The organism is Shewanella sp. DC2-4 (assembly GCF_013248875.1).
Classification (GTDB): Bacteria; Pseudomonadota; Gammaproteobacteria; order Enterobacterales; family Shewanellaceae; genus Shewanella; species Shewanella oncorhynchi.
Window position 1 is genome coordinate 709925 of record NZ_JABRVR010000002.1, and the last position, 23625, is coordinate 733549.

At 45.4% G+C, this 23625-nt stretch carries 22 protein-coding genes and 7 tRNA genes; 20 read left to right on the forward strand and 9 right to left on the reverse strand.

Annotated elements, in window-relative coordinates; all coding sequences use genetic code 11:
- Nucleotides 1–66 precede the first annotated feature (66 nt).
- Entirely contained in the window at nucleotides 67–567 is a 501-nt protein-coding gene (locus HQQ92_RS03740) for a zinc ribbon-containing protein (RefSeq protein ID WP_173243237.1), read from the forward strand.
- 100 nt (nucleotides 568–667) lie between these two features.
- Here the strand turns inward: HQQ92_RS03740 and HQQ92_RS03745 are convergent, their stop codons facing one another.
- From HQQ92_RS03745 to miaB, 7 genes are all read right to left on the reverse strand, one after another.
- Complete coding sequence (locus HQQ92_RS03745; protein ID WP_173243240.1) at nucleotides 668–1327, reverse strand: methyltransferase; 660 nt, start codon at nucleotides 1325–1327, stop codon at nucleotides 668–670.
- Nucleotides 1328–1515: 188 nt separating this feature from the next.
- Entirely contained in the window at nucleotides 1516–2019 is a 504-nt protein-coding gene (locus tag HQQ92_RS03750; RefSeq protein WP_173243242.1) for a Tfp pilus assembly protein FimT/FimU, read from the reverse strand.
- 10 nt (nucleotides 2020–2029) lie between these two features.
- Nucleotides 2030–3604, reverse strand: coding sequence for an apolipoprotein N-acyltransferase (gene lnt / locus HQQ92_RS03755; RefSeq protein WP_173243245.1), 1575 nt, complete (start codon nucleotides 3602–3604; stop codon nucleotides 2030–2032).
- A 6-nt stretch (nucleotides 3605–3610) separates the two neighbouring features.
- A complete protein-coding gene (gene corC / locus HQQ92_RS03760; protein ID WP_006082742.1) occupies nucleotides 3611–4486 on the reverse strand; it encodes a CNNM family magnesium/cobalt transport protein CorC in 876 nt (291 codons plus the stop codon).
- 40 nt (nucleotides 4487–4526) lie between these two features.
- A complete protein-coding gene (gene ybeY / locus HQQ92_RS03765) occupies nucleotides 4527–4988 on the reverse strand; it encodes an rRNA maturation RNase YbeY (protein WP_105251690.1) in 462 nt (153 codons plus the stop codon).
- Complete coding sequence (locus HQQ92_RS03770) at nucleotides 4978–6027, reverse strand: PhoH family protein (RefSeq protein WP_173243248.1); 1050 nt, start codon at nucleotides 6025–6027, stop codon at nucleotides 4978–4980. Before HQQ92_RS03770 ends, ybeY begins: the two co-directional genes overlap by 11 nt.
- Nucleotides 6028–6246: 219 nt before the next feature.
- A complete protein-coding gene (miaB, locus tag HQQ92_RS03775; RefSeq protein ID WP_173243250.1) occupies nucleotides 6247–7671 on the reverse strand; it encodes a tRNA (N6-isopentenyl adenosine(37)-C2)-methylthiotransferase MiaB in 1425 nt (474 codons plus the stop codon).
- A 388-nt stretch (nucleotides 7672–8059) separates the two neighbouring features.
- Between miaB and HQQ92_RS03780 the strand changes: the two genes are divergently transcribed.
- The 10 genes from HQQ92_RS03780 to HQQ92_RS03825 all read left to right on the forward strand — a co-directional run bounded on the left by HQQ92_RS03780 (nucleotide 8060) and on the right by HQQ92_RS03825 (nucleotide 12358).
- A complete protein-coding gene (locus tag HQQ92_RS03780; RefSeq protein WP_173243253.1) occupies nucleotides 8060–9322 on the forward strand; it encodes an FAD-dependent monooxygenase in 1263 nt (420 codons plus the stop codon).
- Between the two features lie 165 nt (nucleotides 9323–9487).
- Entirely contained in the window at nucleotides 9488–10075 is a 588-nt protein-coding gene (gene pth / locus HQQ92_RS03785) for an aminoacyl-tRNA hydrolase (RefSeq protein WP_028761467.1), read from the forward strand.
- 139 nt (nucleotides 10076–10214) lie between these two features.
- Nucleotides 10215–11306: a redox-regulated ATPase YchF gene (ychF, locus tag HQQ92_RS03790; RefSeq protein WP_028761466.1), complete on the forward strand. Its 1092-nt coding sequence runs from the start codon at nucleotides 10215–10217 to the stop codon at nucleotides 11304–11306.
- Between the two features lie 208 nt (nucleotides 11307–11514).
- Nucleotides 11515–11591 (forward strand) — tRNA-Met (locus HQQ92_RS03795).
- 94 nt (nucleotides 11592–11685) lie between these two features.
- Nucleotides 11686–11770, forward strand: a tRNA-Leu gene (locus tag HQQ92_RS03800).
- A gap of 60 nt (nucleotides 11771–11830) precedes the next feature.
- A tRNA-Gln gene (locus HQQ92_RS03805) sits at nucleotides 11831–11905 on the forward strand.
- Nucleotides 11906–11929: 24 nt separating this feature from the next.
- Nucleotides 11930–12004, forward strand: a tRNA-Gln gene (locus tag HQQ92_RS03810).
- A gap of 2 nt (nucleotides 12005–12006) precedes the next feature.
- Nucleotides 12007–12083: transfer RNA gene (locus HQQ92_RS03815), tRNA-Met, on the forward strand.
- Between the two features lie 75 nt (nucleotides 12084–12158).
- Nucleotides 12159–12243, forward strand: a tRNA-Leu gene (locus HQQ92_RS03820).
- Between the two features lie 40 nt (nucleotides 12244–12283).
- A tRNA-Gln gene (locus tag HQQ92_RS03825) sits at nucleotides 12284–12358 on the forward strand.
- Between the two features lie 206 nt (nucleotides 12359–12564).
- Here HQQ92_RS03825 and HQQ92_RS03830 read toward each other — a convergent pair.
- On the reverse strand, nucleotides 12565–13281 hold the full coding sequence (locus HQQ92_RS03830; protein ID WP_173248574.1) for a hypothetical protein: 717 nt from the start codon (nucleotides 13279–13281) through the stop codon (nucleotides 12565–12567).
- A gap of 469 nt (nucleotides 13282–13750) precedes the next feature.
- On the opposite strand from HQQ92_RS03830, the gene HQQ92_RS03835 reads away from it, so the two are divergent.
- The 7 genes from HQQ92_RS03835 to secF all read left to right on the forward strand — a co-directional run bounded on the left by HQQ92_RS03835 (nucleotide 13751) and on the right by secF (nucleotide 20463).
- Nucleotides 13751–14347 (forward strand): PepSY-associated TM helix domain-containing protein, encoded by a 597-nt coding sequence (locus tag HQQ92_RS03835; RefSeq protein WP_173243256.1) that lies wholly within the window; start codon nucleotides 13751–13753, stop codon nucleotides 14345–14347.
- A gap of 16 nt (nucleotides 14348–14363) precedes the next feature.
- Nucleotides 14364–14876 carry a DUF2271 domain-containing protein gene (locus tag HQQ92_RS03840; protein WP_173243258.1) on the forward strand — a complete coding sequence of 171 codons (513 nt, stop codon included), beginning with the start codon at nucleotides 14364–14366 and terminating at the stop codon, nucleotides 14874–14876.
- Between the two features lie 55 nt (nucleotides 14877–14931).
- The gene (locus tag HQQ92_RS03845; protein ID WP_028761462.1) at nucleotides 14932–15750 is read left to right on the forward strand and encodes a DUF4198 domain-containing protein; all 819 of its coding nucleotides are present in this window, start codon (nucleotides 14932–14934) and stop codon (nucleotides 15748–15750) included.
- Between the two features lie 298 nt (nucleotides 15751–16048).
- On the forward strand, nucleotides 16049–16525 hold the full coding sequence (gene greA, locus HQQ92_RS03850) for a transcription elongation factor GreA (protein WP_028761461.1): 477 nt from the start codon (nucleotides 16049–16051) through the stop codon (nucleotides 16523–16525).
- A 398-nt stretch (nucleotides 16526–16923) separates the two neighbouring features.
- Complete coding sequence (locus HQQ92_RS03855) at nucleotides 16924–17517, forward strand: hypothetical protein (RefSeq protein ID WP_173243261.1); 594 nt, start codon at nucleotides 16924–16926, stop codon at nucleotides 17515–17517.
- Between the two features lie 226 nt (nucleotides 17518–17743).
- A complete protein-coding gene (gene secD / locus HQQ92_RS03860; RefSeq protein ID WP_173243264.1) occupies nucleotides 17744–19558 on the forward strand; it encodes a protein translocase subunit SecD in 1815 nt (604 codons plus the stop codon).
- A gap of 2 nt (nucleotides 19559–19560) precedes the next feature.
- On the forward strand, nucleotides 19561–20463 hold the full coding sequence (gene secF, locus HQQ92_RS03865) for a protein translocase subunit SecF (RefSeq protein WP_028761458.1): 903 nt from the start codon (nucleotides 19561–19563) through the stop codon (nucleotides 20461–20463).
- 89 nt (nucleotides 20464–20552) lie between these two features.
- Here secF and yhbY read toward each other — a convergent pair whose 3' ends face one another.
- Complete coding sequence (gene yhbY / locus HQQ92_RS03870) at nucleotides 20553–20852, reverse strand: ribosome assembly RNA-binding protein YhbY (RefSeq protein WP_006082725.1); 300 nt, start codon at nucleotides 20850–20852, stop codon at nucleotides 20553–20555.
- Nucleotides 20853–20942: 90 nt separating this feature from the next.
- Here yhbY and rlmE point away from each other — a divergent pair, with 90 nt between their 5' ends.
- Nucleotides 20943–21572 (forward strand): 23S rRNA (uridine(2552)-2'-O)-methyltransferase RlmE, encoded by a 630-nt coding sequence (gene rlmE / locus HQQ92_RS03875; RefSeq protein WP_006082724.1) that lies wholly within the window; start codon nucleotides 20943–20945, stop codon nucleotides 21570–21572.
- A 29-nt stretch (nucleotides 21573–21601) separates the two neighbouring features.
- Complete coding sequence (ftsH, locus tag HQQ92_RS03880; RefSeq protein ID WP_049821780.1) at nucleotides 21602–23572, forward strand: ATP-dependent zinc metalloprotease FtsH; 1971 nt, start codon at nucleotides 21602–21604, stop codon at nucleotides 23570–23572.
- The last annotated feature ends 53 nt before the right edge of the window (nucleotides 23573–23625 follow it).

The following is a 23625-nucleotide window of genomic DNA, read 5'->3' on the forward strand; positions in this document are numbered from 1 at the left end:
GTAAGATCTGCATAGAATAAACTAGAAGCGATGCATTAAAAAGGTTCGTATGAAGGAGTATTGGTTATGAATGATAGAAGTAACGCGTTACTAGGACTGTATCAAGCCTTAATTACCGAAGTGAAATCTCAATTTTCAGAAGATAACACTATGACTGTAAAGAACTTATTCAACTCTGTCACTCAAGGTAAGGAGTATTTACGTCTTAAAGAACAGGCAGGGGAAGATGAACTCACTTTAGTCGAACAATTCTTAAAGCGTGATATTACGAGTTTTCTCCGTGAGCAGAACGCGGATAGTTTGAGTCATAGCCCAACCGTGATTACTTTAGAGAATACGCTTTGGCATTGGCTCAGTGAAATTACCGACCGCAGCCAAGTCGAATGGCATGAGTTAACGCAAGATTTTAAGCATCAGGGCTACTACAAGAGTGGTGACATAGTGAATCAGGGCATCATGGTGTGCACTAACTGTGGTAATGAAATGAGTATTGAATTTCCAAGTCCCATCCCAGACTGTCCTGAATGTGACCATGAAGAATTTACCCGCGAGCCGCTAACGCCTTAATCAAGGTGGTGATGTTATGCAGCAAAAACGACGCCTCAGCGTCGTTTTTTTTGAGTTCTATTAGACCTAAATTGCTCATATTTGCATTAATTAGGCTGTATCAACTGTTGGTACGAGAGTAGTTGAGGATTTGACCGCCAAAGGGCGCTAATAAAAATTCAGTGTGAATGGGTTTATGTTGTGAGTGTTCGTAACCTAAAGTCACCATACGTTTACTGAATTTTGCATGATTACCACGGCCTGGATCGACTAAGACTACATCACAAATTGGTTTAGCATGCTGCTCAATAAATTGTGATAAGAGATCGGCATGTTCTTGTTCGTACAAGAGATCGCTGCCGATAATGAGATCAAATAAACCTAAATTAGTTTGTGCATCTGCCCACCCAGTTCGAACAAATGGAATCGCACGACCATGATTTAAATCGACATTCTGCTTAAGGAAATTCTCCGACTCGGGGTGATAATCGGTTGCTGTGATGTCGGCATGTCTGTGGTTTAGCACTAGACTTGCCAGCCCTATACCGCAGCCAACTTCAAGAATGCGTTTATTATCAATTTGATAATCGGCCATATGATGGGATAGCACTTGGCTAGACGGCCAAACTATGCCAAATAATGGCCAAGTTGCGGAGGAAATACCGAGCTTTTCAGCTTCGCCATCTATGTCTTCAAATTCTTGGTTATTTCTTAGGGTTCTGACATGAATGTCGAGATCCCCAAATTCGTGGGTTTGGTAGCGCACGCGAAGCTGTGCCATAGAGTTGCCTTGACTGTGTACCTTGGTTAAGGAACGAGGTAATGGTACCAATCATATTGGCTATGCAGACACAGTCACTGTGATTGGTATAAGGCCACGTCTAATCGTTCACCTTAACGTGGAACGCGCAATCAGCCTAATGTATTCGCAGACAATTGCGTGATAACACAGGTTAACTGAGTGTCAGCCTAACAACCTTGGGTGTTGATATCATATTGCGGCGCAGTGCTGGCATCGCTGGCTTGGGTGTAGCGGAAATAGCATTGGTCATCATTCACTAAGGAATTGTTGTTAAGATCGTAGCCTATATAAGTGATATCAATGCCTTGATATTGGATGATAAGTTTATCATCTGAGGTGATCCATTTTTCCACATCAGTATTATCGAGGTAACCCCATTTTAATCGTGTATCTGGCGTGCCATCACCATTGAGGTCGATATCAATAATATCATCGCGCCCAGCTACCGCTTGGCTCAGTAGGCTAGGCATTTGGGTTTTTGAGTAAGCTAGTATATTGGCTGTTTTAACGCCGGCCTGTACTTGGTTTAAGGTTTGTACCCGCGCTTCTTTACTTAAACCGATAAATCTAGGCGCGGCGATCACAGCCAAGATCCCAAGCACAATAATCACAACGACAAGTTCAATTAAGGTAAAACCTGCCACATCTTGTTTATTGACTTGGTAATGCATGGCCTCAATCCTATTGCGCTTTAAAACGTCGGGCAAGACCGAGTAGAACGATTAAACCACAGAGTATCAGTAGGGGCATTTGGCCTAATTTTGCAAACCAAGTTTGCCCTGTGACTAATGGAATGGTTGCACTTAGCACGCCTATTTCAAACTGTGGCAATGACGCTGTAATATTGCCATGCTCATCGACTATGGCTGTCACGCCATTGTTGGTTGCGCGTAATAGAGGCCGACCCAATTCAACCGCGCGCATTTGAGCGATTTCCATATGCTGTAATGGCCCATTTGAGCTACCAAACCATGCATCGTTAGAGACAGTTAATAGTATATCTGTCCCTTGATTAACGTTGTCGCGCAACTGTTCCGGAAAGGCAATTTCATAACAAATTGCTGGCGCGATTTTATGGCCTAGGGCGCTGAGGTTAGGCTGTTGATATTCGCCTCGTGTAAAGGACGACATGGGCAAATTAAAGAAAGGTGCTATCGGGCGCAGCAGCGCTTCAAAGGGGACAAACTCGCCAATTGGCAACAGATGGTGTTTCTTAAATTGATTACTACCATCGCCCTCATAGTCAGGGCCTGCTTGTTGTTTCTGATTATGATTACCAAGCACAATCAATGAATTATAGAACTCATTGTTTTGATGGCTAATAATGCCAGTGATAATTGAGGTATGGTTTAGATTGGCGACTTTATTGGCGTTATCTAAGAAGTCCTGCACCATAGATTCTGGCGCTGGAATTGCCGCTTCTGGCCAAATAATGATATCGGCATCCAGATGTTCACGGGATAAATCCATGTATTTTAACAGCGTCGGCCACAGGGCATCGGGTTCCCACTTCATGCTTTGGGGAATATTGCCTTGTACCAGTGCCACTTTAATATTTTCACCCGTAGGATGAATCTCCCAAAGTTTAGGCGCAGCCCACACGGCCAGAATACTGAGCGGCAGTAAAAGCAGTAAACTCTTATAACGCTTAGTAAAACAAAGTGCTAATGCACCAGCGAGCATGGCCAATACAAAACTTATTCCCAGTGTGCCTATGATGCTGGCAAGGGGTTTTAGCGGCCCTTGAGTTTGCGAGTAACCCGCCCATAACCAAGGGAAGCCTGTCATTACCCAGCCACGAGCCCATTCGGTCAAGGTCCATAACGCGGGGAATAGGGCGAGATTACGCCAAAGACCAAATCGAGTTTCACCATCATGGCTCAGCGTTTTAGTTAACCAAACCAGCGCTAAACCAGTTAGCGCTGGATACAAGGCTAAATACAAGGCTAACAAGGCCATTAACCCAACGGAGGCAATGAGCGGCATACCACCAAAGGTATCCATGCTCACGTGAACCCAGCTGATCCCTACGGAAAAACAGCCAAATCCAAAGCTTAACCAATAGTAAAAGCTTGCCTTAGCGCTCAGCGTTCGGCTGTGCCAGAGGGCAATAGCCATGGCAAACGGATAGATTATCCAAATGGAATAGGGCGCAAATGAAAGCGCCGTACTGGCGCCAAGGGCAAATGCCAGTACGAGTCTCAAAGCACTAGGTTGGGACTGTTGTTGGGCAAAAGCCCGGATTTTTTTTAGCACGAGTGATTATTCTACGTCTTCGCCAGTATTAGGATCGGGGAGTTTAACTCTGAGTTGGATTAAACGCCTAGTGTCAGCATTGATGACTTTAAATTCTATGCCTTCAATGATGATGCTCTCGTTACGTTCTGGCAGATGGCCAAAGGCGTGTGAGACTAAGCCACCGACGGTATCAAACTCTTCATCGCTGAATTCAGTGTTGAATTCTTCGTTGAAATCTTCGATTGGCGTCAAAGCTTTAACCATATAAACCGTGTTACCGACTTTGCGGATCTCGGTTTCTTCAGTGCTATCGTGGTCGAATTCGTCTTCAATCTCGCCGACAATTTCTTCAAGAATATCTTCGATAGTCACGAGTCCCGATACGCCGCCGTACTCATCAACCACAATCGCCATATGGTAGCGTTGAGAGCGGAATTCTTTTAGCAGAACATCGACGCGTTTGCTTTCGGGCACAACCACGGCGGGACGGATCACGCGATCCAGTGAGAAGGGCTCATCACTGTTGGAGAAACCGTAAGGGATCAAATCTTTGGCAAGCAATATGCCTTCGATATGGTCTTTATCTTCGTTAACGACGGGGAAGCGCGAGTGACCTGAACCAATCACAGTCGCAAGTAACTCTTCGACCGAATTGTCTATCTGGAGGGCGACAATTTGAGCTCTTGGGATCATGATATCCCGAACACGCATATCAGAAACGTCTAATACACCTTTTATCATCTCGCGGGTATCTTGGGTGATCAAATCGCGCTGCTCGGCACCATCAATCACATCGACTAGATCTTCGCGATTTTGAGGTTCGCCCTGAAATAGCTGACTTACTCTATCAAACCAACCTTTCTTGTGGGCGTTCGTACTAGGGGGGATATCGTCACTCATAGTTTTCTCATTAGCTTTTGATAGGGATTATCTTAGCTAATTATTGTTCCTTATATGGGTCAGTAAAACCTAAGCTTTCAATGAGTTGAGTCTCTAATGACTCCATCTCTTCGGCTTCTTCATCGTCGATGTGATCATACCCTAGCAGATGCAAGCAACCATGTACAACCATGTGTGCCCAGTGCGCTTCTAGTGGTTTTTGTTGTTCACGGGCTTCATTTTCAACGACTGCCGCGCAAATGACAAGATCTCCGAGTAAAGGAAGTTCAATTTCTGGTGGTGCTTCAAAGGGAAATGACAGTACATTGGTCGGTTTGTCTTTACCGCGATAGGTATTGTTGAGCATTTGGCTCTCGCGGCTATCGACGATACGTATGGTTAATTCAGCTTCATCCATGCTATTGCCAATTGCGGTAGTGACCCAAAGGGCGAATTGTTCGTCCGTTGGCAGCCACTCACTGGTGCTGGCATGTTGAATATCTAAGGCTAACTCAAGACTCATGTGTTGCGGCTTCCTGCTGTTGCTTTTGGTACTGGCTTTCTTTTTTGGCTTTTAAGGTTTGCTCTTTTAACTCGAAGGCTTCATAGGCTTCAACGATACGGGCAACCACAGGATGGCGCACTACATCTTGGGAGACAAAAAAGTTAAAGCTGATTTCTTCGACTTGGCTTAACACTTCAATCGCGTGACGTAGTCCTGACTTTTGATGTTTAGGTAAGTCGGTTTGAGTGATGTCGCCTGTGATCACCGCACGGGAATTGAAACCGATACGGGTAAGGAACATCTTCATCTGCTCGATTGTGGTGTTTTGGCTTTCATCGAGAATAATAAAGGCATCGTTCAAGGTACGACCGCGCATATAGGCAAGCGGTGCCACTTCTATTACATTTTTCTCGATGAGGCGTTCCACTTTTTCAAAGCCAAGCATTTCGAACAGGGCATCGTAGAGCGGACGCAAATAGGGGTCTACCTTTTGACTTAAGTCACCGGGTAAGAAACCGAGTTTTTCACCCGCTTCCACTGCAGGGCGAGTCAGCAGAATGCGGCGCACTTCTTGGCGCTCTAACGCATCTACTGCCGCTGCTACGGCAAGGTAGGTTTTGCCCGTTCCTGCAGGACCAATACCGAAGGTAATATCGTGACGCGTAATATTGGCCACATATAAGCTTTGATTCGGATTGCGTGGCTTAATGACACCGCGGCGGGTTTTGATATTAATACCGCTGTCGTCGTTAGCGTCTGCTTGCTCTAGGGCAATGGCCGCTTGAATGGCGATATGGACTTGCTCAGGCTCAAGATCGGGCGTGCTGCCTTTCACCGTTTGGGTCTCGATGTAGAGTTCTTTGAGTAAGTTGTTGGCGCTTAAACAATTGCGTGGCAGTCCGGTGATCTGGAAATGATTGTTCTTACGGACGATTTCAACGCCAACGCGACGTTCTATCTGCTTGATATTGTCATCGAATGGACCGCACAGTGAAGCCAAACGGCGTGTTTCTGCGGGTTCGATATACAGATTCATGGTAGTTAATTTACTGGACAAATAGCACTCCCAATAGCGAATAAGAAAGCAAGGTACGAGGTTGGTTAACCATCGCAAGATAATTTTAGTTTACGAGCCATAGCCGATAATTGCTAACGGAAAATAGCAATTGCCTCGGTAGACTTAAATAAAAGTGCGTTAAAGCAAAAGGGCGACTAAGTCGCCCTTCTTTATATAGGTACTGATATCGGTACTGTTTAAGTTAAGCCGATTTAACGCTTATGGCTTAAATTGAGTCACACCCAGTTCATCATCTTGCTTGCGCTTGGCCAGAATTTCTGCAGGGCGCAGGCTACGACGTAGATCCATTTCATCTTCGCCGCGAATAAAAGTACCGCGCAGTGAGTTAGTGTAAACGTCGACGATTTCGACATCCACGAAAGTACCAATGTGTTTTGGTTGACCTTCGAAGTTCACCACTCGGTTGTTCTCAGTACGGCCGCGCAGTTCCATAGGATTTTTCACCGATGGTCCTTCAACCAGAATACGTTGCACTGTGCCCATCATGTGGCGGCTGTAGCGCATGGCTTGCTGGGTGATGCGGTCTTGCAGAATCGCCAGACGTTGTTTTTTCTCTTCCATATCGACGTTATCGGGCAAATCTGCCGCTGGCGTGCCCGGACGTGCGCTATAGATAAAGCTGAAGCTGTGGTCGAAACCTATGTCTTCAATCAACTTCATGGTATCGGCAAAGTCTTCTTTGGTTTCGCCTGGGAAGCCAATGATAAAGTCTGAGCTGATTTGAATCCCTTCACGGGCTTTACGCAGGCGGCGGATGATTGACTTATATTCAATCGCCATATGGCCGCGTTTCATCGCTGTGAGAATACGGTCAGAACCCGATTGCACTGGCAAGTGCAAGAAGCTTACAAGCTCAGGGGTATCTTCGTAAACGTCGATGATATCTTGTGTAAATTCAATCGGGTGACTGGTCGTGAAGCGGATACGGTCGATACCGTCGATGGCTGCCACGAAGCGCAGTAATTCCGCAAAAGTACAAATTGCGCCATCGTGAGTTGCGCCGCGATAGGCATTCACGTTTTGGCCGAGCAAGTTTACTTCGCGCACACCTTGCTCCGCCAATTGGGCGATTTCAAGGATAATATCGTCCGATGGACGGCTGACTTCTTCGCCGCGAGTATAAGGCACAACACAGAACGAGCAGTATTTGCTGCAACCTTCCATGATAGACACAAACGCGGTTGGGCCTTCGGCGCGTGGCTCTGGCAGACGGTCGAATTTTTCGATTTCAGGGAAGCTGATATCGATAACCGCTTTGTCGCCACGGCGCACTTGCTCGATCATCTCGGGCAGACGGTGCAAGGTTTGTGGTCCGAAAATAATGTCGACACATTGGGCTCTGTCTTTAATGGCTTTGCCTTCTTGTGAGGCAACGCAGCCGCCCACGCCAATAATCAAATTGGGATTTTTATCTTTAAGCGTCTTCCAGCGTCCTAGCTGATGGAACACTTTTTCTTGCGCTTTTTCGCGGATAGAACAAGTGTTGAGCAGGAGAATGTCTGCCTCAGACGCTTCTTCAGTCAAGGTATAACCTTGGTATTCGCCTAACAGATCAGCCATCTTGGATGAGTCATACTCATTCATTTGACAGCCCCAAGTCTTGATATGGAGTTTCTTACTCATCAGTTGTGTCGCCCTAGATGACCAATAAAAATAGCGCGACATTTTACCTGCTGTTACGGCTGCTGACCAGCTTTGTCCACACTTTTAGCTGTTGGCTTTTGCCAAGGGCGATACCCTCACAAATGCTAGGTTTTTATTGTTCGGCTGCATTTGGGCAAGATTAATATTGTTAACAGGTTGAGCTTTCGTTATTTCCAGCAAACTATTCGGGCTTGAATGCCTATGTCTTCACGGATTTCGAATCGAAATGCGCTCAACATTTCCGTGGTATCTTGATATAAGGCATAATCAAGCGGGTTTGTGAAAAGTCGCTTAGGCAGAAATACAGAAGGGCTTAAAGGTGCTAACTAAGGTGGTAACTAAGGTGGTAACTAAGGTGGTAAGTAGGATGAGCCAGATTGAAGAGACACATGCACAGATGATATCCGACACCACAGATTCTAACGTGACTCATGCTGACGTCACTCATGCAGAAGGCACTGAGTTCGATGTCATTCTTGTCGGCGGCGGTATGGTCGGTGCGGCGACGGCAATTGGATTAGCCCAACAGGGTTTGCAAGTGGCGGTGATTGAATCTTTTGCGCCAGAAGCTTATCAAGCCGAACAGCCATTAGATGTGCGAGTCTCGGCCATCAGTGTGGCTTCTGAAACGCTGCTTGAACGTCTTGGCGCCTTGGACTCATTGCTCAAGATGCGTAATGTGCCTTATTTGGGCTTAGAAACTTGGGAGCTCGATGGCTGCATCACCCAATTCCACTGTTCACAAATTGGCGCCAGCCATTTAGGTCATATAGTCGAAAACCGTTTAATCCAACTTGCCCTGTGGCAACAGATGACACAATTGGCTGGCATCACCTTATATTGTCCCGATAAAGTGGTGGCATTTGCCCGCGATAGCGACGGTGTGAGCGTGCACTTACAGTCAAATAGTAAACTGACCGCTAAGTTGTTGGTTGGCGCCGATGGTGCTCACTCGCAGGTACGTCAATGGGCGGGAATTGGCATTTCGGGTTGGGATTACGCTCAATCGGCCATGTTGATTAATATCAACACCGCACAGGGGCAACAGGATGTGACTTGGCAGCAGTTTACGCCCAAAGGACCGCGTTCATTATTACCTTTACCAGGCAATAACGCTTCGCTGGTGTGGTACGACGATGCCAATCGAATTAAGCAGTTAATGCAGCTTAATAATAAACAGCTTGCAGATCAGATAAGAGTGCATTTTCCAGCGCGTTTGGACGCTGATTTTACCGTTGAGAATAAAGGCAGTTTTGGCCTCACTCGTCGCCATGCCCAGCGCTACTATAGTCATAATGTGGTGATTTTAGGCGATGCCGCCCACACCATTAATCCGCTCGCTGGCCAAGGGGTGAACCTTGGGTTTAAGGATGTCGAAGCGTTTTTGGCGGTCATCAAGGATGCATTAGCCCAAGATAATATCTGGTGGTCGAATGAAGTGCTTGCCCAATATCAGCGCAAACGTTATCGCGATAATCAATTGATGATGACGGCGATGGATTTGTTTTACGCCGGTTTTAGCAACGATTTTCTGCCGCTAAAGCTGCTGCGTAATGGCGCGTTAAAGTTGGCAAACATCAATTCCCCGCTCAAAAAGACAGTCCTTAAATATGCTATGGGACTTAATTAACGCTGAGTTGTTCTGTGTTCTGACCTTGTGTTCTGCTCCTGTGCGATGACGTGGCATTTGTTGACTTGGGGTTTGAGTGCTAAAATGCCGCGTTTTTAGCAGGTATGGTCAGTTCAGTCGGCACTTTGCGCGGCTGTCATCAACGAAATAACGATATTGAGTGTCATGAGCGAAATAAAATTAATAGTTGGTCTGGCTAATCCAGGTGCTGAATATGCACATACTCGCCATAATGCGGGGGCTTGGTACGTACTTGAGTTAGCGAGAATTTGCGGCGTGACTTTAGTGGCCGATAGTAAGTATTTTGGTTTGACCGCCAGAGCCGTATTGCACGGTAAAGATGTCCGCTTATTGATCCCGACGACTTATATGAATTTAAGCGGTAAAGCGGTTGGCGCTTTGGCGAATTTTTTTCGTATCACGCCGGAAGAGATTCTGGTCGCTCACGATGAACTCGATCTGCCGCCCGGTGTGGCTAAGTTTAAGCTCGGTGGCGGTCATGGCGGCCACAATGGTCTGAAAGATATTATTGCTAAACTGGCTAACGATAAAAACTTCTACCGTTTACGCTTAGGTATCGGTCATCCCGGTGATAAAAATCAAGTGAGTGGTTACGTACTGGGAAAAGCACCAGCTAAAGAGCAAGAGCTTATCGAGGCGGCGATAGATGAAGCCGTGCGTTCTACCGAAATTTTGTTTAAACAAGACATGGTGAAAGCCATGAACAGATTACACTCCTTTAAAGCGGAGTAGGTTTTGCCTTTGGCGAGACTCAAGTGTCAAGTGATTCAAGTGATTTAATTATTCAGTAATGTGCTGCCATAGGGCAGGACGACTAAACCTCGCTGATGAGTGTGACTTGTCAGCCAATAATCGAGAGAAAGGTAAGCATATGGGTTTTAAATGCGGCATTGTTGGTCTTCCTAACGTAGGTAAATCAACGCTTTTTAATGCGTTAACTAAGGCTGGCATCGAAGCGGCTAACTTCCCGTTTTGTACCATTGAACCTAACACTGGTGTTGTACCTGTGCCGGATCCACGTCTGGATGCGTTAGCTGCGATTGTGAATCCACAACGTGTGTTACCTACCACCATGGAATTCGTGGATATTGCGGGTCTTGTGGCTGGCGCATCTAAAGGCGAAGGCTTAGGTAACAAGTTCCTCGCTAACATCCGTGAAACCGATGCGATTGGTCATGTAGTACGTTGTTTTGATGATGACAACATTGTTCACGTTGCTAACAAGGTTGACCCAGCTGGCGATATCGAAGTCATCAACACTGAATTAGCGTTAGCTGACTTAGACAGTTTAGAGCGTGCGGTTCAGCGTCAGCAGAAACGTGCTAAAGGTGGCGATAAAGACGCTAAGTTTGAAGTGGAAGTATTAGAAAAAATGCGCCCCATTTTAGACGAAGCTAAAATGTTGCGTTCAATGGATTTATCGAAAGAAGAGCTGGAAGCGGTGGCTTACCTGAACTTCTTAACCTTAAAACCGACCATGTATATTGCTAACGTTGCGGAAGATGGTTTTGAAAATAACCCGCACTTAGATGCCGTTCGCGCCATTGCTGCGACAGAAAACGCTATCGTTGTTGCCGTATGTGCGGCGATTGAATCTGAACTGGCCGAGATGGAAATCGAGGAGCGCGATGAATTTATGGCGGATCTGGGTATCGAAGAACCAGGTTTAGATCGTGTGATCCGCGCAGGTTATGAATTACTGAATCTGCAAACCTATTTCACCGCAGGCGTGAAAGAAGTGCGTGCTTGGACTGTGCCAGTGGGTGCGAGTGCTCCGCAAGCGGCGGGTGTTATCCATACCGATTTTGAACGTGGTTTTATCCGTGCCCAAGTGATGGCATTTGATGACTTTATTGCCCACAAAGGTGAAGCTGGCGCGAAAGAAGCCGGTAAGTTACGCGTGGAAGGTAAAACCTATATCGTTAAAGATGGCGATGTGATGCATTTCCTGTTTAACGTATAACAAAGCTTATTCACGCTGTAAGTCTCGATAAATTAAGCTAAGTATGAACAACAAGGTGTTATTTAGCACATCTGTTGCTCAGTTTGGTGAAGTAATAGCCGAACAGCTTAACCTAAGGGAAATAGCGAAAAAAAGCTGTTGACCTAGATACCTTGAATAAGCATAATACGCCCCGTTCCTCGCTGAGAGGGGCGCGTAATATCGATGTGGCAATGTAGCTCAGCTGGTTAGAGCACAGCACTCATAATGCTGGGGTCGCAGGTTCAAGTCCCGCCATTGCTACCATTTTATTTAAGATAAATTTCTTATATAAAATGAATCACGATTTTACTCTAGCATTGATTGCTAGCATCTCTTCACGATGTAAACATGAAACTGTGCGGGAATGGTGAAATTGGTAGACACGCCAGATTTAGGTTCTGGTGCCGCAAGGTGTGAGAGTTCAAGTCTCTCTTCCCGTACCATTTTTTAGATATATGAATTTAGAAACATCGGCGATAGCGGATGTTTGAAACAGAGTTAGTTGGGGTATCGCCAAGTGGTAAGGCACCGGGTTTTGATCTCGGCATTCCAAGGTTCGAATCCTTGTACCCCAGCCATTTTTTCTCAGTTTTCAAGTTGATTGGGGTATCGCCAAGTGGTAAGGCACCGGGTTTTGATCTCGGCATTCCAAGGTTCGAATCCTTGTACCCCAGCCATTGGCAATGTAGCTCAGCTGGTTAGAGCACAGCACTCATAATGCTGGGGTCGCAGGTTCAAGTCCCGCCATTGCTACCATATTTAACTCTGTTAAAGTGATTTATCAGAGAAAAATCCAAAAATGTTGAATAGACAATTTTGGTACATTTTGATGCGGGAATGGTGAAATTGGTAGACACGCCAGATTTAGGTTCTGGTGCCGCGAGGTGTGAGAGTTCAAGTCTCTCTTCCCGTACCATCAAAATGCAATCTTCGATAGAAGATTAAACACAGTTTATTGGGGTATCGCCAAGTGGTAAGGCACCGGGTTTTGATCTCGGCATCCCAAGGTTCGAATCCTTGTACCCCAGCCAAAAAGTTAAAAAGCCTGTCTTCGGACAGGCTTTTTGCTTTCTGACTTTTAACTAATTTCAGCTTAGCGTTATTTTGCTTTCAATTTCCCTTCAATTAGCCCGTCCAGCCTTTCCCTTGTCTCTATAATTCCCGTTGGTTGTGGCAATTCAGCTATTTTCAAAGTTAATCCACAGTGCCATTTGAGCTGACACTGTGGTGATCCGTTTTATTGCTTTTTGACTTCAGGAGTAACAGGTGGCGATTTTATTTCTGCTGGAGCCGCTGGAACGGCGACTTTTGCAGCCGCTTCAGTGCTATTGATTGGCATTGCAGCATTCTTAATGACGGCATTCTCTGTGACCGCACTATCAATAACGGCACCTTGGGCCGCTTTAACATCACCTGTTGCAACGGCTTTGACAGCATCAGGTATTGCTAATTGTTGCTGTACTTGATTTGCGCCCGCTTCTAAGGCTTTTTGTTGTAACTTCTGTGGATCGGTATAGTCGGCTAATTCCTTCGGCCAACTTGGGACCCGTTTTTCTACCTGATTACTGAGTTGCTCAGAAATCACTAAGGGTGCACCGCCTTTCATCAGCATGACTGCCATTTGGTTGGTGTCTGAGTTCCAAACAAGACCCGCTTTTTCGGCCATTTCGGGGACAGGGGTGTAAGTTGACACTAAGTAGATGAGTGGACCTTCCTGTTGGATCTTGTCGGCCGTTTTGAGCAGGGATAGGGTGGTATCGTAATTTTTACCCAGCAATTCCTGCATACGGTTTTTGATGAGCGGTTGTTCGAATAATCCGACATCGTTCGGATCTAAACCGACAAGGGGTTTAAGCAGGGCCCACATGAGCTGGCCTTGAGGTGACATTAATAATAGTGGTGCAACGCAGGCGTTGAGCATTAATGCGAGCCACACAATATGCAGGCAGCGCATTTTTTTGAGCAGAGATGTACTCAAGATGATATTTCCTTGGAAGTACCAGCAAGTCGCCGGCGGCGGATTGTAGCTGATTGGCATAAGGTAAACGAGAGGGTGGCAAAGTAAATTTTAAGGAAAAAAGTTAGCCCAAATGTTGAATTTTATCCTTATGAATTTTATAGGTATTTACAGGTGATACAATAGATTGTTTGCTGCTAATTTAATCGAAGGTAATGGTTTTTGAGTGCTAAAAACAGATTTACCCCTAAGTGCTTTATTTTTAGCACTTATTTTCTTCTTACTTTTTAACTTCTTTTTCAGTATTGAATATGTAAAGTTTGTAAACTTTGTTCTGTTTGATAATCGATCTCATTTAATCTCGGCGCATTAAATTAGTTTAATGCAGCTCATTTCTATCCTTAGCTGCATAGGGAAAGCAGACTCTGGAGGTATTTCTCTTCGGTTTGTTTTTGAGAGTGCATCATTGAAATTAAGAGTCAGTAAGTCGTCTTTGTCCTTTGCCCGCATTATTCATGTTTATGTGTCTATGGCTTTATTGTTGCTGATGCTGTTTTTTGCGGTGACAGGTATAACGTTAAATCATCCTAATTGGTTTTCTCAAGCTGATCAGGAACCTAAGCGGGAGCAAGTGCCAATCCCGGCCTATTTGTTACCCGTTAATGCCCAAGACTCACAATGGCGTCTGGCTGCGGGTCATTGGTTGAAAAGTGAATGGGCTATGGATATGGCGAGTGCCGATATCGATGAAGATGAAATTAGTTTAGTCAGCAAAGGGCCCGGCACTTACCGCAGCCTGACTTTGGACTTACTCGACAGCCAAGCCTATGTCGAAACCTTAGATTACGGTGTCGTTGCCGTAGTGAATGATTTGCATAAGGGCCGTAACACAGGAGCAGCTTGGGCTTGGATACTCGATCTCAGCGCTGTGCTTATCATTTTATTTTCGCTTACTGGGGCTTATTTGTTGCTGCCTCAAACCAAGCGCCTCAAAAAGTCATTGTTATACATGGTACTCGTCAGCAGCAGTTGCGGGTTTGTGTATGTTTATTTTGTTCCATAAGGAGTGTAGGCCGAGTATGCGTCATCTTATTCGCACCATTACGGTGAGTGCTTTGTTTGTCAGTTCTGTGGCGTTTGCGACGCCTAAAATGACAGTCGATTTAACCTTGCCTGAAATTACCGAAGGGCAATATCACAGACCTTATGTGGCCGTATGGGTTGAGGATGCCAAGGGGCAAACGGTTAAAACCTTAAGCCTTTGGGTATGGGATGAAGGCCATAAATGGTTGAAAGATATCCGTCGTTGGTGGCGTAAAGCCGGACGCGAAGATATGAGCTTTGTTGACGGTATTGCATCTGCGACACGTCCCGCGGGTCATTACAAAATCGATTGGGATTTAAAAGATGAGGCGGGAAAAGTGCTTGAACCTGCCACTTACACTGTATTTATTGAAGTGGTGCGTGAACACGGTGGTCGCGATCTTGTACGACAAAATATCGATTTAGCTGCAGGAGATTTCTCTGTGCAGTTGCCCGCCACGACAGAAACTGGCGTTATCGACATACGCTTAAGCGGCATGGCTCGTTGAGTCAATCCATTAAATATTTAGCCCGTATATTAATCGTTAAACTTAAGGAAAAGGCATGAAATTACGTCTTATTACATTACTTGGCACACTTTGTATTAGCCCATTGGCAAGTAGCCACGACAGATGGATTTTACCTAGCCACTTCAACGTTTCGGCTGAAAGTGAAGAAATTGTGTGGATTACTTCAGATGTGTCTGCCAGCAATCAAGTGTTTATGATGGATAAACCTTTTAGTGCCAGTGATGTGCGTGTGTTACAGCCAAATGGAAAACCAACGTCTCCAAGCTCAAGTTATACGGGCGGACGTAAGTCGGTGTTTGATGTGCAACTGATGCAAGATGGCACTTATAAGTTTGAAAAAGAAGTTTCACCTCGTTATTTTTCTCAATATAAAGTTAAAGGAAAAGAAGGGGTTGTACGCAGCCGTATGGATAAAAAAGCCACAACTGCTGCTATGCCAAAGGGAGCCTATGAACTTGAAAGTTCTTTAAATGTGTCGCGGGTTGAAACCTATGTCACACGTAATAAGCCAACTGAGGAAGTGTTAAAGCCTAAGGGGGAATATTTAGAACTAGTGCCTGTGACTCATCCTGCAGATATTGTTGAGAATGAAGCTGCTACCCTGCAATTTGTTTTCGATGGTAAGCCCGTTGAAGGCGTTAAAGTCGCCATTATGAAAGACGGTAGCTTATATCGAAACAAACCAGAGGAAATCGAATTTACCTCAGATAAAGACGGTAAAGTTTCAATGATCTTACCTTCAGCAGGACGTTATCTCTTACATGCGGCAATTGAGCGCCCTAATTCAGATAAATCCCTTGCTGATAAAACGGTTAGTGAAATCTTTTTGACCTTTGAGGCAGGGCTTGAATAAATGAGTTAACCTCTATTTGAGGTTTTTGCTTTGAGTCTTAATGCCCACAGTCTAAATGGCGAGTGGGCATTTTTGTACCCATTTCGAGCTAAAAATTGTGCGAAATTTCCTTATGTATACAGATTTGAATTTGATTACTGGTAACTCTGCTTAAGGTTGGGTAAGCTGCGTCAATGCATTGTTCTTGGTGCATCAAAAGCGCATAACGATTAGAATAGCGCAATTCCACCCTCATTTGACTGTGTTGACCTTAGCGTTGGCACGGGTTGCTTTTGTTTTAAAGGAGACGAAAGAAGTTATGACTAAGGTTCCTATGACAGTTGTCGGTGCAGAGCAGCTGCGTAAAGAGTTAGATATTCTCAAGTTTGACCGTCGTCCTAAAATCACTGAAGCAATTGCTTCAGCGAGAGAGTTAGGCGACTTGAAAGAAAACGCGGAATACCATGCGGCTCGTGAGGAACAAGGTATTTGTGAAGCACGTATCCGTGATATTGAGGGTAAGTTATCTAACGCGCAAATTATCGACGTCACTAAGATGGTGAATAACGGTCGTATCATTTTTGGCGCCACTGTGACTATTTTAAATCTTGATACCGATGTCGAAGTGACTTATCGCATAGTCGGCGATGACGAAGCGAATATTAAAGAAAACCTGATTTCAGTGAATTCACCAATAGCTCGTGGCTTAGTCGGCAAAAATGAAGGTGATGAAGTGTCTATTACTACGCCAGGTGGTATGACAGATTACGAAATCATCTCAGTACAGTATTTATAATCTGCTTATAATACTTTGCTTATAGTGTTGTGAGCGTGACTCATGCGATATCGCTAAAACCGTCCTAGGGCGGTTTTTTGTTATCCGCGAATTAAGTTTGTTTACGGCTTGAGTTTAGGGCTCGAATTTAGTGCTTTAGCCAAGGATATCGACCGCGCTTCAGCGTTGAATTCGGGGTAAGATGGACAAAGTTTAATTTGTCTCTTTGTAGGTTTTTGCCTAAGCTGCCATCCTAGCAAATTCAACATTGGCGAAATGTGTATGTTGTTTTTTTGCGCGAGTTTCACTTTATGGACCCACAGTTAAGCATCAAAAGCTAACAATGAATAGGTTCATCTTTAGTTTGATAATGTTTTATAAGAGGGCACGCTTTGGTCAAACATTGGCGTACAGGATTGATGTTAGTTTGCGTGGCGATCATGTTGATTGCGCACTCGGCTAGCTATGCGCCAAAACCCTCAGTACAGCGCAGTGATGCAACTCGCCATTATGCTCAGATGCATACTGTGAGTCTTGATAGCTCGACTCCCCATACAAAGCGAAGCGCTGAGCCTCAAAGCTTGCCCGATGCCGATGTTATCGCCCAAGACAATGCACAGCTCAATGCCCAATCTAATGCACAGTCTGATGCGCAAACCGTTGAAAGCTGCGGCTCACCGAATAGTCATGATACCGATCTAGTCAATTCAGAATTAGAATCACAGCCAGCACCTTGTCCGAGCTCTGACTATGTAAGTCATTCTGATGACTTAGATTTTGCCCCGATAAATTCGCCGCGATTTATCAGTCTTGCCCAGCACGATGTGCGTGAGGTCAAGCCAGTATATGTACTCGCTGTAGACTTTACTGCCGAACCGACATCCAATGTTGTTGAACCCACCGATCTTGATATCACATCAGATTGGACGCTTTCTGCTGTTTCTTCCCCCGCCCGAATTTCGGGTTGGAAAGTCTCAAATCTTCAATATCGATTTAGCCAACAAGCCGCTTAACTCGCCTATTTAGGCATGATGTTGATAGGAGCCTACTCTTATCGATTTTTCATGCTGTTGCCTTTTTGTACTCACCGAAACTTTTTATAGCTGCTTAAGTAAGCAGTGATGATTTGAGCCTTACGAGCTTAGCCGCTGGTACTCAATTACGGGTTTCGGACTGATATCAATATGTTCGCTTAGCGATTTGATTTAAATGCTGAGCGTTAAATAGCGAGTTAATCCCATGGAAAGAAAACCCAATCAACGGCTGCTAAATCACTATTCAGCTTGGAAATACTTAGTGCTTATCGTCACTATTATCGTGATGCTATTTAGTGCTTTGCCGACATTTTACGGTGAGGATGCGGCGGTGCAGGTGGGCGCGAAGGCGGGGTTAACGCTCACACCTATTGCCCTTCGAGATAAGCTACAAGCTGAAGGCGTGACGGTAAAACGTATCGACCAAAAAAATGGTGAAACCATAATTGTCCTCGATGCAGATAACCAACAAACCTTAGTCAAAACTTTAGTCTCTTCTATGGTCGCAGAGCCAAAAGAGTTGACTTTATCCCTTGCCAGTGCGGCGCCAAGTTGGTTACAAAACTTAGGCTTTCAGCCGATTAAACTCGGGCTCGACTTGCGCGGTGGCGTACAGTTCTTACTCGATGTTGATATTGATCCTGTTTATCAAACTCAGGCCGAGACGCTTGTTGATTCGCTACGTCAATTCATCCGTGAGCAGAAAATTCGTGGTGCTAGCGTGCATTTGGACCAAAGTCATCAGTTAAACATGACGTTGCCGGATAATGACGCCCGTGCAGCTGTGCGTCAAATGATGAAAGAGTCCTATCCTCATTGGCAGCTATCCAATGCAGATGGCGCGGGTTTACTGATTAAGTTGAGCCAAGAAGAGCAAACGAAACTGCGTAATTTGACAGTGCAGCAAAACTTACAAGTGATGCGCAGCCGTATTGAAGAACTCGGTATCACTGAAGCTTTAGTGCAGCGTCAAGGGGAGCATCGAATTCGGATTGAATTGCCTGGAGTACAAGATCCTGCAGCCGCTAAAAACGTTATCGGTGCTACGGCGAGTCTGGCCTTTTTCGAGGTTAAAGAGTCTGGCTCCGTTAATGCTATGGTGCTCAATGACAAGTCTGGTAAGCCTATTTATGTGAGCCGCACACCAGTGCTGGGTGGCGATCATATTGTCGATGCGAGGGCGAGTTTAGGCGAGATGGGCATGGCGGAGGTGAACATTAACCTTGACCGTGTGGGCGGGCAGAAAATGTCTGAGTTTTCCCGTACCAATATCGGCAAACCTATGGCGACGTCTTACAGCGAATACAGCCGTGATGAGCAAGGTAAGGCAAAGCAAACACAAGAGATTATCAGTGTTGCGACGATTCAATCCCAACTTGGAGATCGTTTTCGCATTACGGGTGCAGGCTCCTATCAAGAAGCACAACAATTAGCTTTGTTACTGCGAGCTGGCTCTATGACGGCGCCAGTGACTATTGTTGAAGAGCGCACTATTGGCCCGACGCTGGGTGCTGAAAACATTGAAAACGGTTTTGCTGCCCTTGGTTTAGGGATGGGGATTACCTTGCTGTTTATGGCGCTTTGGTATCGCCGTCTCGGTTGGGTGGCGAATATAGCGCTGATCTCCAATATGGTGATCCTGTTTGGTTTACTGGCGCTTATCCCTGGCGCTGTGTTGACCTTACCTGGGATTGCGGGTTTGGTGTTAACAGTCGGTATGGCTGTCGATACCAACGTACTGATTTTCGAGCGAATAAAAGATAAGTTAAAGGAAGGTCGCAGTTTTGCGCTGGCAATTGATACGGGGTTTGATAGCGCGTTTTCTACCATTTTCGACGCCAACTTCACTACTATGATTACTGCTGTGGTGCTTTACTCCATAGGTAATGGTCCAATCCAAGGTTTTGCCTTGACCTTAGGCCTAGGTCTATTGACCAGCATGTTTACCGGTATCTTTGCTTCAAGGGCCTTGATCAACTTAGTTTATGGACGTGATGCTAGCCGTCATGTAAAGGTATAACTATGAAAAATATCAATCTAACTAAATGGCGTTATGTTTCGAGTGCTATCTCAATTTTGTTAATGCTAGTGTCATTAACCATCATCGGCGTGAAAGGTTTTAACTGGGGCTTAGATTTTACTGGCGGTGTCGTCACCGAAGTGCAGATCGATAGAAAAATTACCAGCAGTGAATTGCAACCTTTACTCAACGCCGCTTATCAGCAAGAAGTGAGTGTAGTCTCCGCCAGTGAGCCGGGACGTTGGGTGTTGCGCTATTCCGATATAAAGAGTGCCGATACAGAGCAAGGTAATATCGATATTCAGCAGGTATTAGCGCCGCTTAACTCTGAAGTGCAAGTGCTTAACAGCAGTGTTGTCGGGCCGCAGATTGGTCAAGAATTGGCAGAGCAGGGCGGTTTGGCGCTGTTAGTCGCTATGCTGGCGATATTAGGTTATTTAAGTTACCGCTTCGAATGGCGACTCGCATCGGGTGCACTATTCGCGTTAGTGCATGACGTAGTGTTCGTGCTGGCATTTTTCGCGTTGACTCAGATGGAGTTTAATTTAACGATACTTGCGGCTGTGCTGGCGATTTTAGGTTATTCCTTAAACGATTCGATCATTATCGCTGACCGTATTCGTGAATTATTGATTGCTAAGCCAAAGCTTGCTATTCAAGACATTAACAACCAAGCAATTGTGGCGACGTTTTCTCGCACTATGGTGACCTCAGGAACAACCTTAATGACGGTCGGTGCGCTGTGGATCATGGGCGGTGGGCCGCTGGAAGGATTTTCGATTGCAATGTTTATCGGTATATTAACCGGCACATTCTCTTCTATTTCAGTTGGTACCTCATTGCCTGAGTTATTAGGCTTAACGCCAGAGCATTATAAGGAACAAGTGATTTCTGAAACACCTTAGGGCTATGCTAATCGCTTAAATTAACAGCGAAAACAAAAAGGCCACTCGATTGAATGGCCTTTTTGTTAACACGATAAAATCAAGAAAAATTACTTTGCCTTTGGCAAAGCAATTTTCATTTCTGGTGATTGACGATAAATCACCAGAATATGACCAATAAGTTGCACTTTTGCGGATTGAGTTTCACGTACTATGGCATCAACGATGGCATTTTTTAGCTCTCTGTCGGCAGAGGCTACTTTCACTTTAATCAGTTCATGATAAGCGAGTGCGCTTTCAATTTCAGCGAGTACGCCTTCAGTCAATCCATTGGCACCAAGCAGCACCACTGGCTTTAGCGGATGCGCTAGACCTTTTAAATGCTGTTTTTGTTTGGTTGTTAAGTTCATTTCTACCAACTTTTGCTGAGTTACTGTTGAAAAACGGCTATTCTACCCTTATATAGCCTTTGTGTAACTCTCAATTGTTGCGGATTTTAAATGTCAGGTATAAAACGTACGGCCAGTTCTAATCGCTGGATGCTAGAACACTTTGATGATCACTATGTCAAACTCGCCCAAAAAATGGGCTTGCGATCTCGCGCTGCGTTTAAGCTTGAGGAGATCCAGCAAAAGGATCAACTGATCCGCCCAGGCATGACTGTGGTTGATCTCGGTGCCGCTCCGGGAGGTTGGTCTCAAGTGGCAGTTAAATTAGCGGGAGATAGAGGTAAAGTCATCGCCTGTGACATTTTGCCTATGGATCCCATCGTCGGCGTCGATTTTTTGCAAGGGGATTTTCGTGAAGATAAAGTCCTTCAAGCATTACTTACTCGCGTCGGTGATGCTAAAGTTGACGTTGTGTTGTCTGATATGGCACCCAACATGAGTGGTTCAGATAGTGTTGATCAGCCCCGTGCCATGTATTTAGTGGAATTGGCGTTAGATATGTGCCATCAAGTATTGGCTCCTAATGGCTGTTTTGCGGTAAAAGTCTTTCAGGGGGAGGGCTTTGACGAATACATGAAAGCGGTAAAAGCAGTGTTTAAAGTCGTTAAAACACGTAAACCAGACTCTTCACGGGCTCGTTCCCGCGAAGTCTATCTTGTGGCGACTGGGTACAAGTTGTAGTAACCTAGCGTTAATAATCGCAAGACTTAATGAGGTCTAGTAATTTGAGTGACATGGCAAAAAATCTAATACTCTGGGTTGTCATCGCCGTTGTGCTGATGTCAGTGTTTCAGGGTTACTCCCCCTCTTCTTCGTCATCGCAGAAGATGGATTATTCTACCTTCTTAGATAATGTCCGTGATGGACAGGTCGCAACTGTTGAAGTTAAGAGCGACCAACGTACTATTGAAGGTGCTAAACGAACTGGTGAAAAATTCACTACTATCATGCCGTTATATGACCAAGATTTAATTAATGATCTTGATCGTAAAGGCATCACTATGAAGGGCCAAGAAGCCGAAGAGTCAGGGTTCCTTACCCAAATCTTCATCTCTTGGTTCCCAATGTTATTGCTTATCGGGGTATGGATTTTCTTCATGCGCCAGATGCAAGGCGGCGGTGGCAAAGGCGCTATGTCCTTTGGTAAGAGCAAAGCCAAGCTGATGAGCGAAGATCAGATTAAAACTACTTTTGCCGATGTTGCTGGTTGTGACGAAGCAAAAGAAGAAGTGAAAGAGCTGGTTGATTACCTGCGTGACCCAACTAAATTCCAAAAATTGGGCGGCCGAATTCCAACGGGCGTACTGATGGTGGGTCCTCCAGGTACAGGTAAAACCTTGCTGGCGAAAGCCATTGCGGGTGAATCTAAAGTCCCTTTCTTCACTATTTCAGGTTCTGATTTCGTGGAAATGTTTGTTGGTGTCGGTGCATCCCGTGTGCGTGACATGTTTGAACAAGCGAAAAAATCTGCACCTTGTATTATCTTCATCGATGAAATCGATGCGGTCGGTCGTCAACGTGGCGCGGGTTTAGGTGGTGGTCATGATGAACGTGAGCAAACACTGAACCAAATGCTGGTTGAGATGGATGGCTTCGAAGGTAATGAAGGCGTTATTGTTATCGCGGCAACTAACCGTCCAGACGTACTCGATTCTGCGTTATTACGTCCGGGTCGTTTTGACCGTCAAGTGGTCGTTGGTTTACCAGACGTTCGTGGTCGTGAGCAGATTTTGAAAGTGCATATGCGTAAAGTGCCGCTTTCTGAAGATGTGAAAGCAAGCGTGATTGCCCGTGGTACGCCAGGTTTCTCGGGTGCTGATTTAGCTAACTTAGTGAACGAAGCTGCCCTGTTTGCGGCTCGTGGAAATCGCCGAGTTGTAGGCATGGAAGAATTTGAGCGTGCAAAAGATAAAATCATGATGGGTGCTGAGCGCCGTTCTATGGTGATGTCTGAAGCCGAAAAAGAAATGACTGCTTACCATGAAGCGGGCCATGCGATTGTGGGTTGTTTAGTGCCAGAGCACGATCCTGTGCACAAGGTGACTATCATTCCTCGCGGCCGTGCCTTAGGTGTGACTTTCTTCTTACCTGAAGCTGACTCAGTGAGCCAGAGCCGTCGTAAGCTAGAAAGCCAAATTTCGGTCGCCTACGGTGGTCGTTTAGCAGAAGAGCTTATCTACGGTACTGAGAAAGTGTCGACTGGCGCATCACAGGACATCAAATACGCGACATCTATTGCGCGTAACATGGTGACTCAGTGGGGCTTCTCGGACAAGTTAGGTCCATTGCTGTATGCAGAAGAAGATGGTGAAGTCTTCTTAGGTCGCAGCATGGGTAAAGCCAAAGCGATGTCCGATGAAACTGCAACCATTATCGATGCTGAAGTAAAGGTCTTTATCGACAAAAACTACGCTAGAGCGAGACAGATATTGACGGATAACCTCGATATTCTGCACTCAATGAAAGAAGCTTTAATGAAGTATGAAACCATTGATTCACTTCAAATTGACGATTTAATGAAACGTCGTGAAGTGCGTCAGCCTGCTGATTGGCAAGTGGATGACAATGGTTCTAACGATAAAGGTAATGGTCATGGTGAACCAGCAGCGAAAGCTGAAGACAGTGTGACTGCACCTGCTGATCCAGAACTGAAAGATCCTGATGAATCTCCAGCTAAGTAATGTGTTGTGAAACCAAAGAAAACCCCGTAAAGGGGTTTTCTTGTTTTACCTTG